The sequence below is a fragment of the Sphingomonas albertensis genome (assembly GCF_014358075.1).
Classification (GTDB): Bacteria; Pseudomonadota; Alphaproteobacteria; order Sphingomonadales; family Sphingomonadaceae; genus Sphingomonas; species Sphingomonas albertensis.
In genome coordinates this window covers 152,829-167,215 of the sequence record NZ_JACONT010000002.1, presented here as the reverse complement: position 1 = coordinate 167,215, position 14,387 = coordinate 152,829, and the positions used below count along the sequence as shown (strand labels likewise).

The following is a 14,387-nucleotide window of genomic DNA, read 5'->3' as shown; positions in this document are numbered from 1 at the left end:
TCCCTTCCTGGAAGGGAGGGGCTGGCGGTGGGTAGGCCCGCTCAAGCCACGACCGTGCGATCAGGCGGAACCCGACCCACCCCAACCCCTCCCTTCCAGGGAAGGGCAAGCAATTACCGAACGCCCTCCAGCGCTTTTGCACGCCGCCGCTGCACCGAGCTCCCGATCCCCAGTGCTTCGCGGTACTTGGCGACGGTCCGGCGCGCGATGTCGAAGCCCTTCGCGTTCAGCAACTCGACCAGCGTGTCATCGGACAGGATCTTCGCGCCTTCCGTATCGATCAGCGCGCGGATCGCCGACTTCACTGCCTGCGCCGACACCGCCTCGCCGCCGTCCGCCGACTGGATCGCGCTCGTGAAGAAGTATTTCAGCTCGTACAGCCCGCGCGCGCAGGACACGTATTTGTTGCTCGTCACGCGGCTGACGGTCGATTCGTGCATCTCGATCGCGTCCGCCACCTGGCGCAGCGTCAGCGGCCGCAAGTGCGCGACGCCCTTCAGGAAGAACGCCTCCTGCTGCTTCACGATCTCGGTCGCGACCTTGATGATCGTCCGCTGGCGCTGGTCGAGTGCCTTGACCAGCCAGTTCGCGCTGGCGAGGCAGTCCGACAGCCACGCCTTCGACGCCTTGTCCTGCTGCCCGCCCGACAGCTCGGTGTAATAGCTGCGATTGACCAGAACGCGTGGCAACGTCGATGCGTTGATCTCGATCGCCCAGCCTGCCTTCGTACGCGCCACGAACAGGTCCGGCGTCACCGACTGCGCGGGCTCGCCGCCATAGCGACAGCCGGGCTTCGGATCATAGCCGCGCAGTTCGCGGATCATGTCGGCCATGTCCTCGTCGTCGACGTCGCAAATCCGCTTCAACCGGGTCAGTTCGCCGCGCGCGAGCAGGTCGAGATTGTCGATCAACCGCGCCATGCACGGATCGTAGCGGTCCGCTTCCTTCGCCTGCAGCGTCAGGCATTCGGCAAGATCGCGCGCGCCGATGCCGGTCGGGTCGAAGGTCTGGATCGTTGCCAGCACGGCCTCGACGCGGACCAGCGGCACGCCGAGCCGGTTGGCGATGTCGAGCAGCGACACGGTGAGATAGCCCGCCTCGTCGATCTGATCGATCAGGTGCGCGGCGATGAACGCGTCCTCGCGGGGGATCGCTGGCCCCGCCTGCGCGAGCAGATGATCCGCGAGGCTGAGGCTGGTATCCGCGAACGCGTCGAGATCGGGGCCGTCCTCGCCGCCCACACCGCCCGCGCTCGCGCCGGTCATCGAGAGCGCGCCGTCCATCCCGCTGCCGCCGTCGGCGACGCTGTCCTGCTGATGGCTTTCGGTGGCGTAGTCGACGTCGAGCGTCGGTTCGTCGCCGCTACCCGTGCCCGCGACGAGTTCGTCGGCGGCGACGCGTTCGTCGCGGACTTCGGGGGCGGGCTCGCGGTCGGGGGCGTCACTGTCCTCGGCGGCGCTGGCTTCGAGGAGAGGATTGCGTTCGACTTCCTCGGCGATGAACCCCTCGATCTCGAGGTTCGACAGCGCCAGCAGCTTGATCGCTTGCTGGAGCTGCGGGGTCATCACCAGCGACTGCGACTGGCGGATGTCCAGGCGAGGGGCGAGGCTCACTAGATCCTCCCCTGCAAGGGGAGGTGGCGGCGCGAAGCGTCGACGGAGGGGGCTCGCGTCAGACGCTGCGTTTGCGGGGCGCCCCCTCCACCAGCTCCGCTGGTCCCCCTCCCCGTGCCGGGGAGGAATGGATGCGCCAGCCTGTCCATAGGCTTAAAGCGAGAAGCCTTCGCCGAGGTACAGCCGCCGGACGTTGGCATCCGCAACCAGTTCCGCGGGCGAGCCGGAGAACAGCACCCGGCCGTCGTAGATGATGTAGGCGCGGTCGACGATTTCCAGCGTCTCGCGGACGTTGTGGTCGGTGATCAGCACGCCGATGTCGCGGCGCTTGAGGTCCTTCACCAGATCGCGGATGTCGGCGATCGAGATCGGATCGATGCCCGCGAACGGCTCGTCGAGCAGCATGATCGACGGATCCGCCGCGAGCGCGCGAGCGATTTCCGCACGCCGCCGCTCGCCGCCCGACAGCGCCATCGCCGGGGCCGCACGGAGCCGGGTCAGCCCGAATTCCTCGAGCAGCGTGTCGAGCTTCCGCTGGCGCGCCGCCTTGTCCGGCTCGGACAGTTCGAGCACGGTCAGGATGTTCTTTTCGATCGTCAGCCCGCGGAAGATCGACGTTTCCTGCGGCAGGTAGCCGAGGCCGAGGATCGCGCGCCGGTACATCGGCAGCTTCGTGATGTCCTCGCCGTCGAGCATGATGCGGCCCGAATCAGGCTTCACCAAGCCCATCACCGAATAGAAGCAGGTCGTCTTGCCCGCGCCGTTCGGGCCGAGCAGCCCGACCACTTCGCCGCGTCCGACCGACACCGACACGTCGGTCAGCACGACGCGCTTGTCGTAAGACTTCGCGATCGAGACGACCTGCAGCCCGTTGCTCACCGGCGGCTCGGAAATCGGCTCTACGTCCTCGATCGGGGGCAGCGTGGTGGCGTCCATGGGATCAGGCCCTCGCAAAAGTCAGTCGCCGAACCTCGGCGTTGAAGGTGTCGCCGAACCTCGGGGGTTTGGCAGGAAACATGCATGAGCGCGCCGCCGGAGGGAAGCCCCTGCGGTAAGCTCGCGCGTCAGTTGCGCTTGGGGACCGAGAAGGTGCCGGTCACGCGGCCGCCGGTCTGCGTTACGGTGCCACCGCTCGCGGCCGATCCCGCGGCGCTGCCCCCGGCGACCGACGATCCGTCGATCACCGAACGTCCGGTGTCGAGGTTCATCGTCAGGCGCCCGCCGTTTACGGTGTTGCCCGCCTGCGTCAGCGTGACCGCGCCGAGCATCGTGATGACGCGGCGGTTGAGATCGTAGATCGCATACTGGCTGCGCGCCGTCTGGTCGGGGCGCTTGACGATCACGCCGCCCGACGCGTCGAGCCGCGAGACCTGCGGGTTTCCGCCGATCACCTGGCCGGTATAGGCGACCGTCATTCGCGCCGAATTGAGCGTCATCTCGGCCTGCTTGACCGCGACGTTGCCCGACAGGATGGCGCGGTTCGCCTTGTCCTGAAGCTCGATGTGATCCGCGCCGAAATCGATCGGGGCGTTGGAATTGTGCGACTGCTGCGCGACCGCGGTCGTGGATAGCAGGACGGCGGTTATCCCGATGAGGATCCGGCCGGCGAAGATAGGGGAAGCGCGCATGGCGGCTATTTCGGCCCTCTGGGGATGATCCGCAAGCGGGCATTGCCGTCAAGCGTAACAGTGCGCTCCTCAAGGTTGGCGCGCAGCTTGTTGGCGCTGAAGGTCCCCTGCTGGACGGTGCCCGTCGCAGCACCACCGCTTTCGAGCGTGCGTGCCTTCATGTCGATCGTCGCGTTGGTGGTCTTCAGGTCGTAGCCGCCCGCCGCGGTGGCGTTGAGCGGACCGAACAGCTGCACCTTCTCGGTGTCCATGTCGTAGCGGCCGGTGTTCGCCTTGATGTTGGCGGGGCCGTCGGTGAGCTGGATTTGTGCCGCGAGCTGGTTGAGCTGGACGATCGGCTCGGCCGAGCTCTTCTGGATCGCAGACTTCGCGTCGAGCGTGAAGGAATGGCCCTTGCTGTCCTCACCGCGATAGCGTGCCGCCTGGATCTTCATCCGCTCCTGCGCGACGTCGACCTTGTTCTTGTCGAGCAGGAACGACACGTCGCCGCCCGCGGTCAGCGGCGCCATCACCAGGAACGCCGCCAGCACGCCGATCGCGGTCGGCAGCGCGACGCGGGCGATCGCCACGAAGCGATCGTGACTGCCACCGGGCGCGGCCCAATCCTGCCGTGCGGTGCGCGCACGGCGAGCAGTCGGGGAGGGCGCCGGTATCTGGGTCATGCGTGGGCGAAGATATCGATCTCGGGCCAGCCGGCAAGATCGAGTGCGGCGCGAGTCGGCAGGAAGTCGAAGCAGGCCTGCGCGAGTTCCATCCGGCCCTCGCGAATCAGGCGCTTGTCGAGTTCGGTGCGCAGTCGGTGGAGAAAGCGCACGTCGGACGCCGCGTAATCCTTCTGCGCGTCGGACAGTTCGGGGCTGCCCCAGTCTGACGATTGCTGCTGCTTCGAGATATCCTGGCCGAGCAGTTCGCGGACCAGCTCCTTCAGGCCGTGGCGATCGGTGTAGGTCCGCACCAGCCGCGACGCGATCTTGGTGCAATAGACCGGCGCCGCGACGACGCCGAGGTAATGCTGGACCGCGGCGATATCGAATCGGCCGAAATGATAGAGTTTCACGCGTGCCGGGTCGGCCAGCAGCGCCTTCAAATTGGGCGCATCATAGCCCGCACCCGCGGCGAAGCGGACGAGATGCTCGTCCGGGCCGCCATCGGACAACTGGACCAGGCACAGCCGGTCGCGCGGGGTGATGAGCCCCATCGTCTCGGTATCGACGGCGATCGCGGCGCCGGCCGCGAACAGATCGGCGGGGATGTCGCCTTCGTGAAGATAAACTGTCATGACGGTGGCCGTAGCGGTCCGCGGCGCAACGCTCAATGGCCCTATATTGGGCTGCGGCGTCGAATCGGGCGATAAGATGGCTTGCGTGACGCCGTTGCGACGAGTCGTGGCTCGCGAGCGACACCTGTGTCAGTATCGATCCAAATCAGGCGTCCTCGGATCAGAATCTATTCGCGACGGCTTGTATTTTGCGCTAAGGGTCCCCTCAAGGCGCAAAAGGTTTCGCGCTGGAAAACCTGCGTTCGTCGTCCGGCACAAGGGTTTTGAGAAATTTGCGGGCGAACCGGGAAGACGAACAGAGCTTATGGGTTTCGATAAAGGTGGCCGCGGGAACCGTGGCGGGCGTGGCCGCGATAAGCGCGACAGCTTCGGCGGCGGCGACAACGAGTTCGGCGGCGGCAGCAGCTTTGGTGGCGGCGGCGACCGGTTCGGCGGCGGCAGCAGCTACGGCGGCGGCGGTGGCTCGAGCTACGGTGGCGGCGGTGGCAGCAGCTACGGCGGCGGCAGCAGCTTCGGTGGCGGCGGCGGCGGCGGTGGTTACCGCGGCGGCGGCGGTGGCGGCGGCTTCTCGGGCGGTGGCGGCGGCGGCGGTGGTCGCGGCATGCCTCCCCAGGTCGTCGGCGAAGGCACCGGCGTCGTAAAGTTCTTCAACGCACAGAAGGGCTTCGGCTTCGTCGTTCGCGATGACGGCGGCGAGGACGTGTTCGTCCACATCAGCGCAGTCGAGCAGGCCGGCATGGTCGCGCTCGCCGAGGGTCAGCCGCTCGGCTTCACGCTCGTCGACCGCGGTGGTCGTATCTCGGCGACTGACCTGAAGATCGACGGCGAGCCGATGGCCGTCACCGATCGCGGCCCGCCGCGTGACCGTGACGCCGGCCCGGGCGCGCCCCGTGGTGGCGACCGTGACGGTGGTGCAGGTGGCGCACAGCGTCAGCTTACCGGCGAGAAGGCGACCGGTACGGTCAAGTTCTTCAACGCGATGAAGGGCTTCGGCTTCATCCAGCGCGACGACGGACAGCCTGACGCATTCGTCCACATCTCGGCCGTGGAACGCGCCGGCATGGCGACGCTGAACGAGGGCGACAAGCTCGAGTTCGAGCTTGAAGTCGATCGTCGCGGCAAGTACGCAGCGGTGAACCTGAGCGCAGGCGGCTGATCCAGCTGACTGACTCAGAACGCTGATCGTACCGTGTTCGGTAGGATAATGATTGCGGCCGGTTTCGCTTTGGCGGGACCGGCCGTTCTCGTTTCATCGTCTTCGCTGTCGTCGGTGGCGCAGGCTGGGCAGGGTGCTGTTGCAGCTCCGCGCGAGCCGACCCGCGTGCCGGTGTTCTCGGCAACGATCGTCGCGCGTTATCCGCACGACCGCACTGCGTTCACCGAAGGCCTCCTCTGGCACGACGGCGCGCTATACGAGAGCACCGGGCAGGAGCGGCAATCCGACGTGCGCCGCGTGTCGCTCAAGGACGGCAAGATCCTCGCCAGGGCGCGAATCGATCCCGCGCAGTTCGGCGAGGGCCTCGCGCTGTGGAAGGACCAGCTCGTCAGCCTCACCTGGCACGACGGCATCGCGCACCGCTGGGACGTCCGCACGCTCAAGGCCAAGGGGCAGAACCGCTACACCGGCGAGGGCTGGGGGCTGACCAGTGACTCCCGCGGCTTCATCCAGTCCGACGGCAGCGACAGCCTGATCCTGCGCGACCCGCTGACGCTCGCGGAACGCAGCCGGGTCGCGGTGACGATCGACGGCCGGCCCTTGCGCGACATCAACGAGCTCGAATATGTCCACGGCGCGGTGCTCGCCAATGTCTGGCACACCGGCTTCCTGGTCCGCATCGATCCCGCCACGGGCAAGGTGACCGCGATCATCGACCTACGCCTGCTGGTCGCCGAAATCGCCGCGACCGACCCCGAGGCTGTCCTCAACGGCATCGCCTGGGACGCCAAGGCCGACCGGCTCTTCGTGACGGGCAAATACTGGCCCACGCTGTTCGAGATAAAGATCAACACGCCGCGCTAAACCGCTGCCTAGCGCTCCGCACAACCCACGTCCTTGTTCTCCCGCGAAGGCGGGGGCCCAGACTGGACTCCCGCCTTCGCGGGAGAACAAGGAGGGGATCCGGGACGTGCCAACCTGCCACATCCTAATCCCGTCCCCGCACCTCTTCCTTCACCCCGCCTGTCCCGTCACCCCAACGAAAGCTGGGGGATTCCCGTGAGGGGCGCTTCCGCGGTCAGTCTCCGGGTACTGAGGCACAAGCTAACGCTCCCTCAGGACCCGCGCCCCGCACCCGGCGCCACCGCCTCGATCGCCGCCAGCACATGCCCCAGCAGCCCATCCGGATCATGACGGATGTTATGCCCCCCAGGCATCCCGACCTTCCGCACGCCGGCCACGCTCAGCAACGGGCACAGGCTGTCGGTTTCCTCGACCCCATAAATGCACGTTAGCGGCGCCCAATCGAGCCGGTTGCCCGTCGTCACCCCCATGCTGTCGGGCGTCCCGTGATCGTAGAGCAGCCCCGACGGATCCGCGCGGTAGAACACCGTGTCCCCCGGCAGGATCAACACGATCCCCGCGACACGCAGCCGTAGCGACGCCGGCAGGTCCGCCAGCCCGGTCTGGACGATGTCCGCGCCGTAGGACTGGCCCATCACCACGACCCGCTTCGCCCCGGTCCGCGCCAGCGCCGCGCGAACCCCGTCCGCGACGATCGCATCGAGCTCACCCCGCGTCCGATGTCGCGCGAACAGGGCCGGCGTGGTGATCCCGACGACCGGAATCCCATGCTCGGTCAACCCACGCGAGGTCGACGCGCCGAGCAGGAACCGCAGCCCCATGTCGCCCGAGAAATTGACCACGGCGATCGGCGGCGCGCCCGACGCGTGGACGCCGATGGCGGGATACACATGCATCGGATCGCGGTCGAAATAGCCCGCAAGATAAACGAACAGCACGACGATCGCGGACAGGATGCCGCTCACCCACGCGCCACGCCGCCACCGCCGTGCCGCCGCTGTGCGGGGATGTTTCGTTCTGTTCACCGCACCATCCTCACGCTCGCCAAGATCGGCGGCGATACCCTGCTATGCCGCCCGCTCCGATGACGCGCGGATTACGTAATCATCCGCTTGAGCGTCTCGATCCGGTCCGCTTCCGCCGCGGGCTTGTCCGTCCGGATCCGCGCGATCCGCGGAAAGCGCATCGCCACGCCCGATTTGTGCCGCTTCGAATCATGCAGCGAATCGAACGCGATCTCGAGCACCAGCGTCTTCTCCACCTCGCGCACCGGGCCGAAACGGTTCTGCGTATGGTTGCGCACGAAGCTGTCGAGCATTTTCAGCTCTTCGTCGGTGATCCCGGAATAGGCCTTGCCGACCGGCAGCAGTTCGCCGTCCTCGGTCCAGCAGCCGAAGGTATAGTCCGAATAATAGGACGAGCGCCGGCCGGAGCCGCGTTGCGCGTACATCATCACGCAATCGGCGGTCAGCGGATCGCGCTTCCATTTGTACCAGAGCCCCGCGCGTCGTCCGCCGATATAGGGCGAGTCGCGGCGCTTGAGCATCACGCCTTCGATGGCGGCATCGCGCGAGGTGGCGCGGATCGCTTCCAGCGCGGTGAAGTCCTCCGCCTCGATCACCGCGCTCAAATCGAAGCGCTCGGGATCGAGTTGCGGCACGAATGCCTCGAGCCGCTTGCGCCGCTCGGTCCAGGGCAGCGTCCGCAGATCTTCCTGACCATCGAGCAGAAGGTCGTAGAGCCGGACGAACGCGGGATACTCGGCCAGCATCTTCGCCGACACGGTCTTGCGCCCGAGCCTCTGCTGGAGTGCGTTGAAGCTGGCCGCACCGCCGCCGTCTTCCAACGTGCCGCCCTGATGCTCGCCCTTCACCAGCAACTCGCCGTCGACCGTGCCCGGCGTCCGGAACGCTGCGGCGATCTCCGGAAAGCTGCCCGTCACGTCGTCGCCGGTGCGACTGTAGAGGCGCGTTTCGCCTGCGACATGGACGATCTGGACGCGGATCCCGTCCCATTTCCACTCGGCGGCATAGTCGGTGAGATCGACGCGCAGGTCTTCCAACCCGTGGGCGAGCATGAACGGCCGGAACACGGGGACATCGGCGGGGGTCGGCTGCGCGCCCGTGCCCTCCGCCCACGCGAACAGGCTTGGATAGGGCGCGTCGAGCCCGTGCCAGACCTCCTCCACCGCATCGACGTCGAGCCCAAACGCGTCGGCCAGCGCGGTCTTCGCCAGCCGCGCAGACACGCCGATCCTGAGTGCGCCCGTCGCCATCTTGAGTAGCGCGAACCGCTCCTCGGCGTCCGACCGATCGAGCATATCGGCGAGTGCACCGGGGGCATCGGCACGCGACAACACTGCGAGCCGCTCGACGACGTCGGTGATCGACAGCGGCGTCGGATCGACCGGAATCGTCGGCTCTGGCCAGAGCAGCGCCACCGTCTCCGCGGTATCGCCGACATAATCGCGGCTCATCCGGAACAGCACCGGATCGACGCGTTCCTCGATCAAGCCGCGGATCACCGCCGACTTCACGCCCTTGAGATCGAGATCGCCGGTCAGTGCCGCCATCGCCCAGCCGCGGTCCGGGTCAGGCGTCGCGCGCAAATAATCCGCGATCAGCTTCAGCTTCGCGTTGCGCGACCGGGTGTAGGTGAGCGAGTCGAGCAGGGCGGCGAAAGCGTGCATCGTCGTTCAACGCACGGGAAGCCGCCGCCGCTCCCCGCACCCCTTCACCGCGCCGATCTTCACCGCGCCGATCTTCGCCGCGCCGATCTTCGCCGCGCCGATCTTCGCCGCGCCGATCTTCACCGCGCCGATCTTCACCGGGCCCATCTTCACCGGGTGCGCGTGTAGCTGAAAAGAACCTCGCGCGGCGCCTTGCCGTCGATCCGTACCCAGACGTCGATGCGGTTGGGCCCGAGTCGGCGCATCGTCAGCCCATCGAAATGGACCGCATCCTTCTCCATCGCGACGAGCGGGAAGCTCTCCGGTTTACCCGTCCTATCTTCCCAACCGGTCAGGTCGGCGTTGAAATGACGCAGGCGATAGGCCAGCGATCTGCCGACGGGGACGATCTGGATCAGTTCGTAAAAGGCGACCTTACCCTTCTGCGTCTGTGTAAAATGTCCTGTGATCTGACCGGCTTCGGGCGCTGCATAAACCTCTGTGGCATCACCGCCGAGACCGGGCCCGTGCCAGCTTCCCTCCAGCCATGCGAGCGATTCGATGCTCGCGGCCGGCGGTGCGACTCCGGGGGCGGCGGACCGCGTCTCGTCCGGAACGCCGCCGAGGGACGAGGCCGGCAAGGCGGCGAGCGCGAGGATCGGGATCCAGAAATGCATATAGCCTCCACCGTTTCCGGCAGAGGCTACATGATTGGCGCCGCTTGGCGAGTCGCGAGCGGTAAGCGCGTCAGTCGATCGCGTTCTTTATCCCCTTGCCCGTGAGCAGGCCGAGCACGAGGAAGATCACGAACAGCGCGATCGCGATGAAGAACAGGATCTTGGCGATCCCGATGAACGCGCCGCCGATGCCACCGAAGCCGAGCAACGCAAGAACGGCGCCGATGACGAGAAAGGTGATTGCGAGCTTCAGCATGGCGGCCTCCAGTTTTCGGTAAGGTCTCTCAACCGGCCCGGCGACCGGATTGTTCCTCGGCTGTAACGATCAGGCCTTGCGACTGGCCTCGAACAGGAACCATGCGCGCTCTTCGGCATGGTCGGTCCATTCGTCGACGATCCCGCTTGTCGCGTTGTCCTTGGCGGCGTCGGCGGCGTCCTTGACGATGCGGAACTGCTCGACGAGCTTTAGATTGTCCTCGCGCAGTTCGGCGAGCATCTCGGTCGGGCCGACGAACGCCATGTCGTTGTCGGCGATCGTCTGGCGGCGCGAGATATCGCCGATCGAGCGCAGTGTGGTGTTGCCGGTCTTGCGGACGCGCTCGGCGATCGCGTCGGTCACGCCGATGATCTGCGCGGACTGGTCGTCGAGCAGCAGGTGGTAATCGCGGAAATGCGGCCCCGACATGTGCCAGTGGAAGTTCTTGGTCTTGAGATACAGCGCGTAGCAATCGGCGAGCGCGGCGTTCAGCGCGTCGGCGACCGACTTGGTGCTGTTGCTCGGCAGTTCGGTGGGCGTGTCGAGGGCGGGGTTGATGTCGGCCATGTCTAACTCCGGTTGGAAAGTCGTTGCGTAAACGATCCGAACGCCGAATTGCTCCCGGCGGCTAGACCAATCGCAAGGCGCCGAGCGCGAGAACGATACCGAAGATCAGGAATACGATCCCGATCGCGATGCGCAGCGGCTTGAGCGGCAGTTTCAGCCACGCGGCCTCGCCCATCAGCGCAGCTGGGACGATCACGACCAGCGAGCCGATCGTCGCGCCGATCGCGGCGAGCGCGGGGACGGGCGTCCGTGAGGCGAGCGTCAGGACGATGAACTGCACACCGTCGCCGAAGGCCAGAATGAACAGGCCTAGAGCGGTGGTGGCGATCGCGCCGATCTTCCAGCGATCGAGCCGCTCGGGTACTTTTGCCGGGAAGAAGGATCCGCCGGCCTGCAACAGCAGCGCGAGTGCCAGCATCAGCTGTTGGGCATTGGGGGCGAGCTTCGGCCCGATCACCGCGCCGAGCGCCGCCGCCAAGCCACTCGCCGCGAGCAACGCCAGCGCCGCCATCGCGATCACCATTCCCGGCTTGGCGTACCGGTCCGACAGGATCGCCGCGAGCCACGCCGTTCGATCGCCGACCTGCGCCAGCGCGGCCGCGACGAGTGCCGCCATCAAGGCGTCCATGGATTATCCCGCAAGACGCACCGAACAGGCGGCGGCGAACACGTGGCACGCCTGGACGTCCTGCCGCTCGCACCCGACCGCATCGCGCAGGATCGCCAGCCAGCCATGCACCAGCGCGCCGTGTTCGCCGCGGGACAGCGCCGAATCGACAAAATGCGCGACGGTGACCGCGGGATTGAGCCCGTTGCTGTGCGCGATCACGCGGATCGCATCGATCTCCGTGGCGATGTCGCAGGGGCGGGAATAGGGCGCCCGGACGTCGATCGCGGCGATTCGCGCGGCGAGATCGGCCTTCACCGCGATCATGGCGTCGATTCGATCGATCTCGGTGAGTCTCAGCGCCTGCCCCATGATCCCCGCTCCTGTTCTCTGCGGATATATAGCGCCTTGGGTAGTGAATAGCGGGTTAAATGCGGGATGTTGGCCTCCTCGAAGGGCGTAAAGCTTGACTTCGTCGCACGCGTCCGCCATGCGCCGCCCTTGATGGAGCGGCGGCGTCAGTTCGCCGCTTTCGCATTTTCAAGCCATAGGAATTGGGCTCATGGCCAAGCCGACCACCGTAAAGATCAAGCTGCTCAGCACCGCTGACACCGGCTTCTTCTACGTCACCAAGAAGAATCCCCGTACCAAGACGGAGAAGCTCTCCTTCTCGAAGTACGATCCCGTCGTGCGCAAGCATGTCGAGTTCAAGGAAGCCAAGATCAAGTAATCCGGCAGGCGGTGCGAACCGCCGTCTGATTGCGACGATCCGAAAAGCCGCGGATAGCGATATCCGCGGCTTTTGGCGTTTGATTCCCTTCCGTTCGTCCTCCACCTTCGCTTGCCCCCTCTCCCGTTCGTCCTGAGTAGCCGTCGAGTAGTCGCCGTAGGCGGCGTATCGAGAGGGCGTATCGAAGGACAGGTTGGCGGGTGGAACCCATGCTTCGATACGAGCCCTCGATACGCTCCTTGCGGAGCTACCGGTCTCTACTCAGCACGAACGGGAGTAGGGAAGGCCCCGGATTATGGGTCGATGTGGCATGCCGGGCCGTGGCGAGAGGCGCGCCCCCCCCGTCTCAGATCAGCGCCCCGACCGCGTCCATGAACCGCGCCAGACTGATCGGCTTGGACACATACGAGTCCGCGCCCGCAGCCCGGATCCGCTCCTCGTCCTCGCGCCCGGCGTACGCGGTCACCGCCATCACCGGGATCGCCTTCAACTCCTCGTCCGCCTTCAGTTCGAGGATGATCTCATAGCCGGTGACATGCGGCATCTGGATGTCCATGATGATCAGGTCGGGTACGAAATCGCGTGCTCTAGCAACGGCTTCGCGTCCATCGCGCACGGGTTCGACGGCGAACTGGTGCGCGCGCAGCAGATCGCAGAATAGTTTGAGGTTCAGTTCGTTGTCCTCGACAACGAGCACCTTCTTTGTCACCGCCGCACCTTATCCGGAAAGAGGACACGATAGGCAATGCGCGACCGCGATTCAAACGAAGACGCCGAAGCGCTCGCACTGCGCGCGCTGGTATGGACTCTGGTCGAGCCCGACCGCGCGATGCGGCTGCTGTCGGTGACCGGCCTCGAGCCGCACGATCTCCGCGCAAGGGCAAGCGATCCTACGGTGTTGTCCGCGGCGCTGGGGTTCCTCGAAAACCACGAGCCGGACCTGATCGCCTGCGCCGAATCGCTCGGTGTGAAGCCCGAGGCGCTGGTCCGCGCCCGTATGGAGCTGGAAGCATGAGGCCGTTGCTGATCAGCGATTGCGACGAAGTGCTGCTGCACATGGTCAAGCATTTCGGCGTCTGGCTCGACGAGCGCCACGACATCGACTTCCAGATCCAGCACGGCGATTTCTCGACTGCGATGACGCGGCGTGACGGTGGCCCGCCACCGTCGCGCGAGGACATGTGGGCGATGCTCGGCGAGTTCTTCCCCGGCGAAATGCACCGCCAGACGCTGGTGCCGCATGCGCTCGAGGCGCTGGAGCGGTTGGCGCGGGTGGCGGACATCGTCATCCTCACCAACCTCCAGGACGAATGCCGTCAGCCGCGGATCGAGCAGCTGGCGAAGTTCGGGATCGAGCACCGGGTCGAGTGCAACCAGGGTGGCAAGGGCACGCCGGTGTCGCGGCTGGTCGAGGAATATGGTTCGCCGGTGACGGTGTTCGTCGATGACCTTGCGGTGCACCACGAGTCGGTCGCCAAGCACGCGCCGGGGGTGCACCGGTTGCACATGGTCTCCGAGCCGACGCTGGCGGTGAGTGTGCCAAAGGCGCCTGAGGCGCACGCGCGGATCGACGACTGGCGCGAGGCCGCGGATTGGATTTCCGCGCGGTTTGAGGCTGGATTGCCGGCGGAGGGGTGAGCCGCTCGGTTCACCACGAACACACCGGTCCCCCATCCCTGAAAGGGAGGGGTTGGGGGAGGTAGGCTGGCTTTGGCCGCAACGGTCCTCGTAATGCGGAAGCCTACCCACCCCCGCCCCCCCCCCTTCCAGGGAGGGGGGAAGGAGGGAAGGGCGCGCCCGCCACTTGACCCATCCCCCACCGCTGTGGTGATACCTCTCCCATGACCGATCGTATCGACCGCAAGCTCGAAGAGCTGGGCCTCACCCTCCCGCAGGCTGCCGCGCCCGTCGCCGCCTATGTCCCGACCGTGCTGGCGAACGGCATGCTCCACATATCGGGCCAGTTGCCGTTCAAGGACGGTCAGCTCGTCAAGGGCCGCGTGGGAGACGACGTCTCGCTCGAATCCGCGCAGGAAGCCGCCAAGCTGTGCGGGCTTATGCTCGTCGCGCAGATGAAGGCCGCGCTCGGCACCCTCGGTCGCGTCGAGCGGATCGTAAAGCTCGGTGTGTTCGTCAACTCGACCGGCGACTTCACCGACCAGGCGAAGGTCGCCAACGGCGCGTCCGAACTGATGGTCGCGCTGTTCGGCGACATCGGCAAGCATGCGCGTTCGGCGGTCGGCGTGGCGGTCCTCCCGCTCGGTGCCGCGGTCGAGATCGACGCGATCGTGCAGGTTTCCGCCTGAGCTTCTTGGGGGCGCGCCAGCGCGTCTCCCAATTGT

General features: G+C 66.4%; 20 protein-coding genes. 7 read left to right on the top strand and 13 right to left on the bottom strand.

Features of this window, described 5'->3' with window-relative positions:
- Positions 1 to 113 precede the first annotated feature (113 nt).
- The 5 genes from rpoN to H8S47_RS01860 form a co-directional block, all read right to left on the bottom strand.
- Positions 114 to 1,613 carry an RNA polymerase factor sigma-54 gene (gene rpoN / locus H8S47_RS01880; RefSeq protein WP_187502236.1) on the bottom strand — a complete coding sequence of 500 codons (1,500 nt, stop codon included), beginning with the start codon at positions 1,611 to 1,613 and terminating at the stop codon, positions 114 to 116.
- 153 nt (positions 1,614 to 1,766) lie between these two features.
- Positions 1,767 to 2,549 carry an LPS export ABC transporter ATP-binding protein gene (gene lptB, locus H8S47_RS01875; RefSeq protein WP_187502235.1) on the bottom strand — a complete coding sequence of 261 codons (783 nt, stop codon included), beginning with the start codon at positions 2,547 to 2,549 and terminating at the stop codon, positions 1,767 to 1,769.
- Between the two features lie 128 nt (positions 2,550 to 2,677).
- Positions 2,678 to 3,241, bottom strand: a complete 564-nt coding sequence (locus H8S47_RS01870; protein ID WP_187502234.1) for an LptA/OstA family protein — start codon at positions 3,239 to 3,241, stop codon at positions 2,678 to 2,680.
- A 5-nt stretch (positions 3,242 to 3,246) separates the two neighbouring features.
- Positions 3,247 to 3,903: an LPS export ABC transporter periplasmic protein LptC gene (gene lptC / locus H8S47_RS01865; protein ID WP_187502233.1), complete on the bottom strand. Its 657-nt coding sequence runs from the start codon at positions 3,901 to 3,903 to the stop codon at positions 3,247 to 3,249.
- Positions 3,900 to 4,520, bottom strand: coding sequence for a ribonuclease D (locus H8S47_RS01860; RefSeq protein WP_055881883.1), 621 nt, complete (start codon positions 4,518 to 4,520; stop codon positions 3,900 to 3,902). Before H8S47_RS01860 ends, lptC begins: the two co-directional genes overlap by 4 nt.
- A 304-nt stretch (positions 4,521 to 4,824) precedes the next feature.
- Between H8S47_RS01860 and H8S47_RS19090 the strand changes: the two genes are divergently transcribed.
- Both H8S47_RS19090 and H8S47_RS01850 read left to right on the top strand, forming a co-directional pair.
- A complete protein-coding gene (locus H8S47_RS19090; RefSeq protein ID WP_187502232.1) occupies positions 4,825 to 5,676 on the top strand; it encodes a cold-shock protein in 852 nt (283 codons plus the stop codon).
- A gap of 48 nt (positions 5,677 to 5,724) precedes the next feature.
- Positions 5,725 to 6,540, top strand: a complete 816-nt coding sequence (locus H8S47_RS01850) for a glutaminyl-peptide cyclotransferase (RefSeq protein WP_187502231.1) — start codon at positions 5,725 to 5,727, stop codon at positions 6,538 to 6,540.
- A 251-nt stretch (positions 6,541 to 6,791) separates the two neighbouring features.
- Here the strand turns inward: H8S47_RS01850 and H8S47_RS01845 are convergent, their stop codons facing one another.
- On the bottom strand, positions 6,792 to 7,565 hold the full coding sequence (locus H8S47_RS01845; protein WP_187502230.1) for an AcvB/VirJ family lysyl-phosphatidylglycerol hydrolase: 774 nt from the start codon (positions 7,563 to 7,565) through the stop codon (positions 6,792 to 6,794).
- Between the two features lie 71 nt (positions 7,566 to 7,636).
- Entirely contained in the window at positions 7,637 to 9,229 is a 1,593-nt protein-coding gene (locus H8S47_RS01840) for a cisplatin damage response ATP-dependent DNA ligase (protein WP_187502229.1), read from the bottom strand.
- Between H8S47_RS01840 and H8S47_RS19175 the strand changes: the two genes are divergently transcribed.
- The gene (locus H8S47_RS19175) at positions 9,224 to 9,397 is read left to right on the top strand and encodes a pentapeptide repeat-containing protein (RefSeq protein ID WP_214654885.1); all 174 of its coding nucleotides are present in this window, start codon (positions 9,224 to 9,226) and stop codon (positions 9,395 to 9,397) included. The genes H8S47_RS01840 and H8S47_RS19175 overlap by 6 nt on opposite strands.
- Here the strand turns inward: H8S47_RS19175 and H8S47_RS01830 are convergent.
- The 5 genes from H8S47_RS01830 to H8S47_RS01810 all read right to left on the bottom strand — a co-directional run bounded on the left by H8S47_RS01830 (position 9,379) and on the right by H8S47_RS01810 (position 11,687).
- The gene (locus H8S47_RS01830; RefSeq protein WP_187502228.1) at positions 9,379 to 9,885 is read right to left on the bottom strand and encodes a DUF6265 family protein; all 507 of its coding nucleotides are present in this window, start codon (positions 9,883 to 9,885) and stop codon (positions 9,379 to 9,381) included. The genes H8S47_RS19175 and H8S47_RS01830 overlap by 19 nt on opposite strands.
- Positions 9,886 to 9,955: 70 nt before the next feature.
- On the bottom strand, positions 9,956 to 10,141 hold the full coding sequence (locus tag H8S47_RS01825; protein ID WP_187502227.1) for a DUF1328 family protein: 186 nt from the start codon (positions 10,139 to 10,141) through the stop codon (positions 9,956 to 9,958).
- A 69-nt stretch (positions 10,142 to 10,210) separates the two neighbouring features.
- Positions 10,211 to 10,708, bottom strand: a complete 498-nt coding sequence (locus tag H8S47_RS01820; RefSeq protein WP_187502226.1) for a Dps family protein — start codon at positions 10,706 to 10,708, stop codon at positions 10,211 to 10,213.
- A gap of 61 nt (positions 10,709 to 10,769) precedes the next feature.
- On the bottom strand, positions 10,770 to 11,336 hold the full coding sequence (locus tag H8S47_RS01815; RefSeq protein WP_187502225.1) for a TMEM165/GDT1 family protein: 567 nt from the start codon (positions 11,334 to 11,336) through the stop codon (positions 10,770 to 10,772).
- A gap of 3 nt (positions 11,337 to 11,339) precedes the next feature.
- On the bottom strand, positions 11,340 to 11,687 hold the full coding sequence (locus H8S47_RS01810; protein WP_187502224.1) for a hypothetical protein: 348 nt from the start codon (positions 11,685 to 11,687) through the stop codon (positions 11,340 to 11,342).
- Between the two features lie 190 nt (positions 11,688 to 11,877).
- On the opposite strand from H8S47_RS01810, the gene rpmG reads away from it, so the two are divergent.
- Entirely contained in the window at positions 11,878 to 12,045 is a 168-nt protein-coding gene (gene rpmG, locus H8S47_RS01805; protein WP_055881863.1) for a 50S ribosomal protein L33, read from the top strand.
- A gap of 346 nt (positions 12,046 to 12,391) precedes the next feature.
- On the opposite strand, the gene H8S47_RS01800 is transcribed toward rpmG, so the two are convergent.
- Positions 12,392 to 12,754 carry a response regulator gene (locus tag H8S47_RS01800; protein WP_187502223.1) on the bottom strand — a complete coding sequence of 121 codons (363 nt, stop codon included), beginning with the start codon at positions 12,752 to 12,754 and terminating at the stop codon, positions 12,392 to 12,394.
- Between the two features lie 36 nt (positions 12,755 to 12,790).
- Between H8S47_RS01800 and H8S47_RS01795 the strand changes: the two genes are divergently transcribed.
- The 3 genes from H8S47_RS01795 (at position 12,791) to H8S47_RS01785 (ending at position 14,351) form a co-directional block, all read left to right on the top strand.
- A complete protein-coding gene (locus H8S47_RS01795) occupies positions 12,791 to 13,060 on the top strand; it encodes a DUF3572 domain-containing protein (protein WP_056490061.1) in 270 nt (89 codons plus the stop codon).
- Positions 13,057 to 13,683 carry an HAD family hydrolase gene (locus tag H8S47_RS01790; protein ID WP_187502222.1) on the top strand — a complete coding sequence of 209 codons (627 nt, stop codon included), beginning with the start codon at positions 13,057 to 13,059 and terminating at the stop codon, positions 13,681 to 13,683. Before H8S47_RS01795 ends, H8S47_RS01790 begins: the two co-directional genes overlap by 4 nt.
- A gap of 203 nt (positions 13,684 to 13,886) precedes the next feature.
- On the top strand, positions 13,887 to 14,351 hold the full coding sequence (locus tag H8S47_RS01785; protein ID WP_187502221.1) for a RidA family protein: 465 nt from the start codon (positions 13,887 to 13,889) through the stop codon (positions 14,349 to 14,351).
- Positions 14,352 to 14,387: the final 36 nt, after the last annotated feature.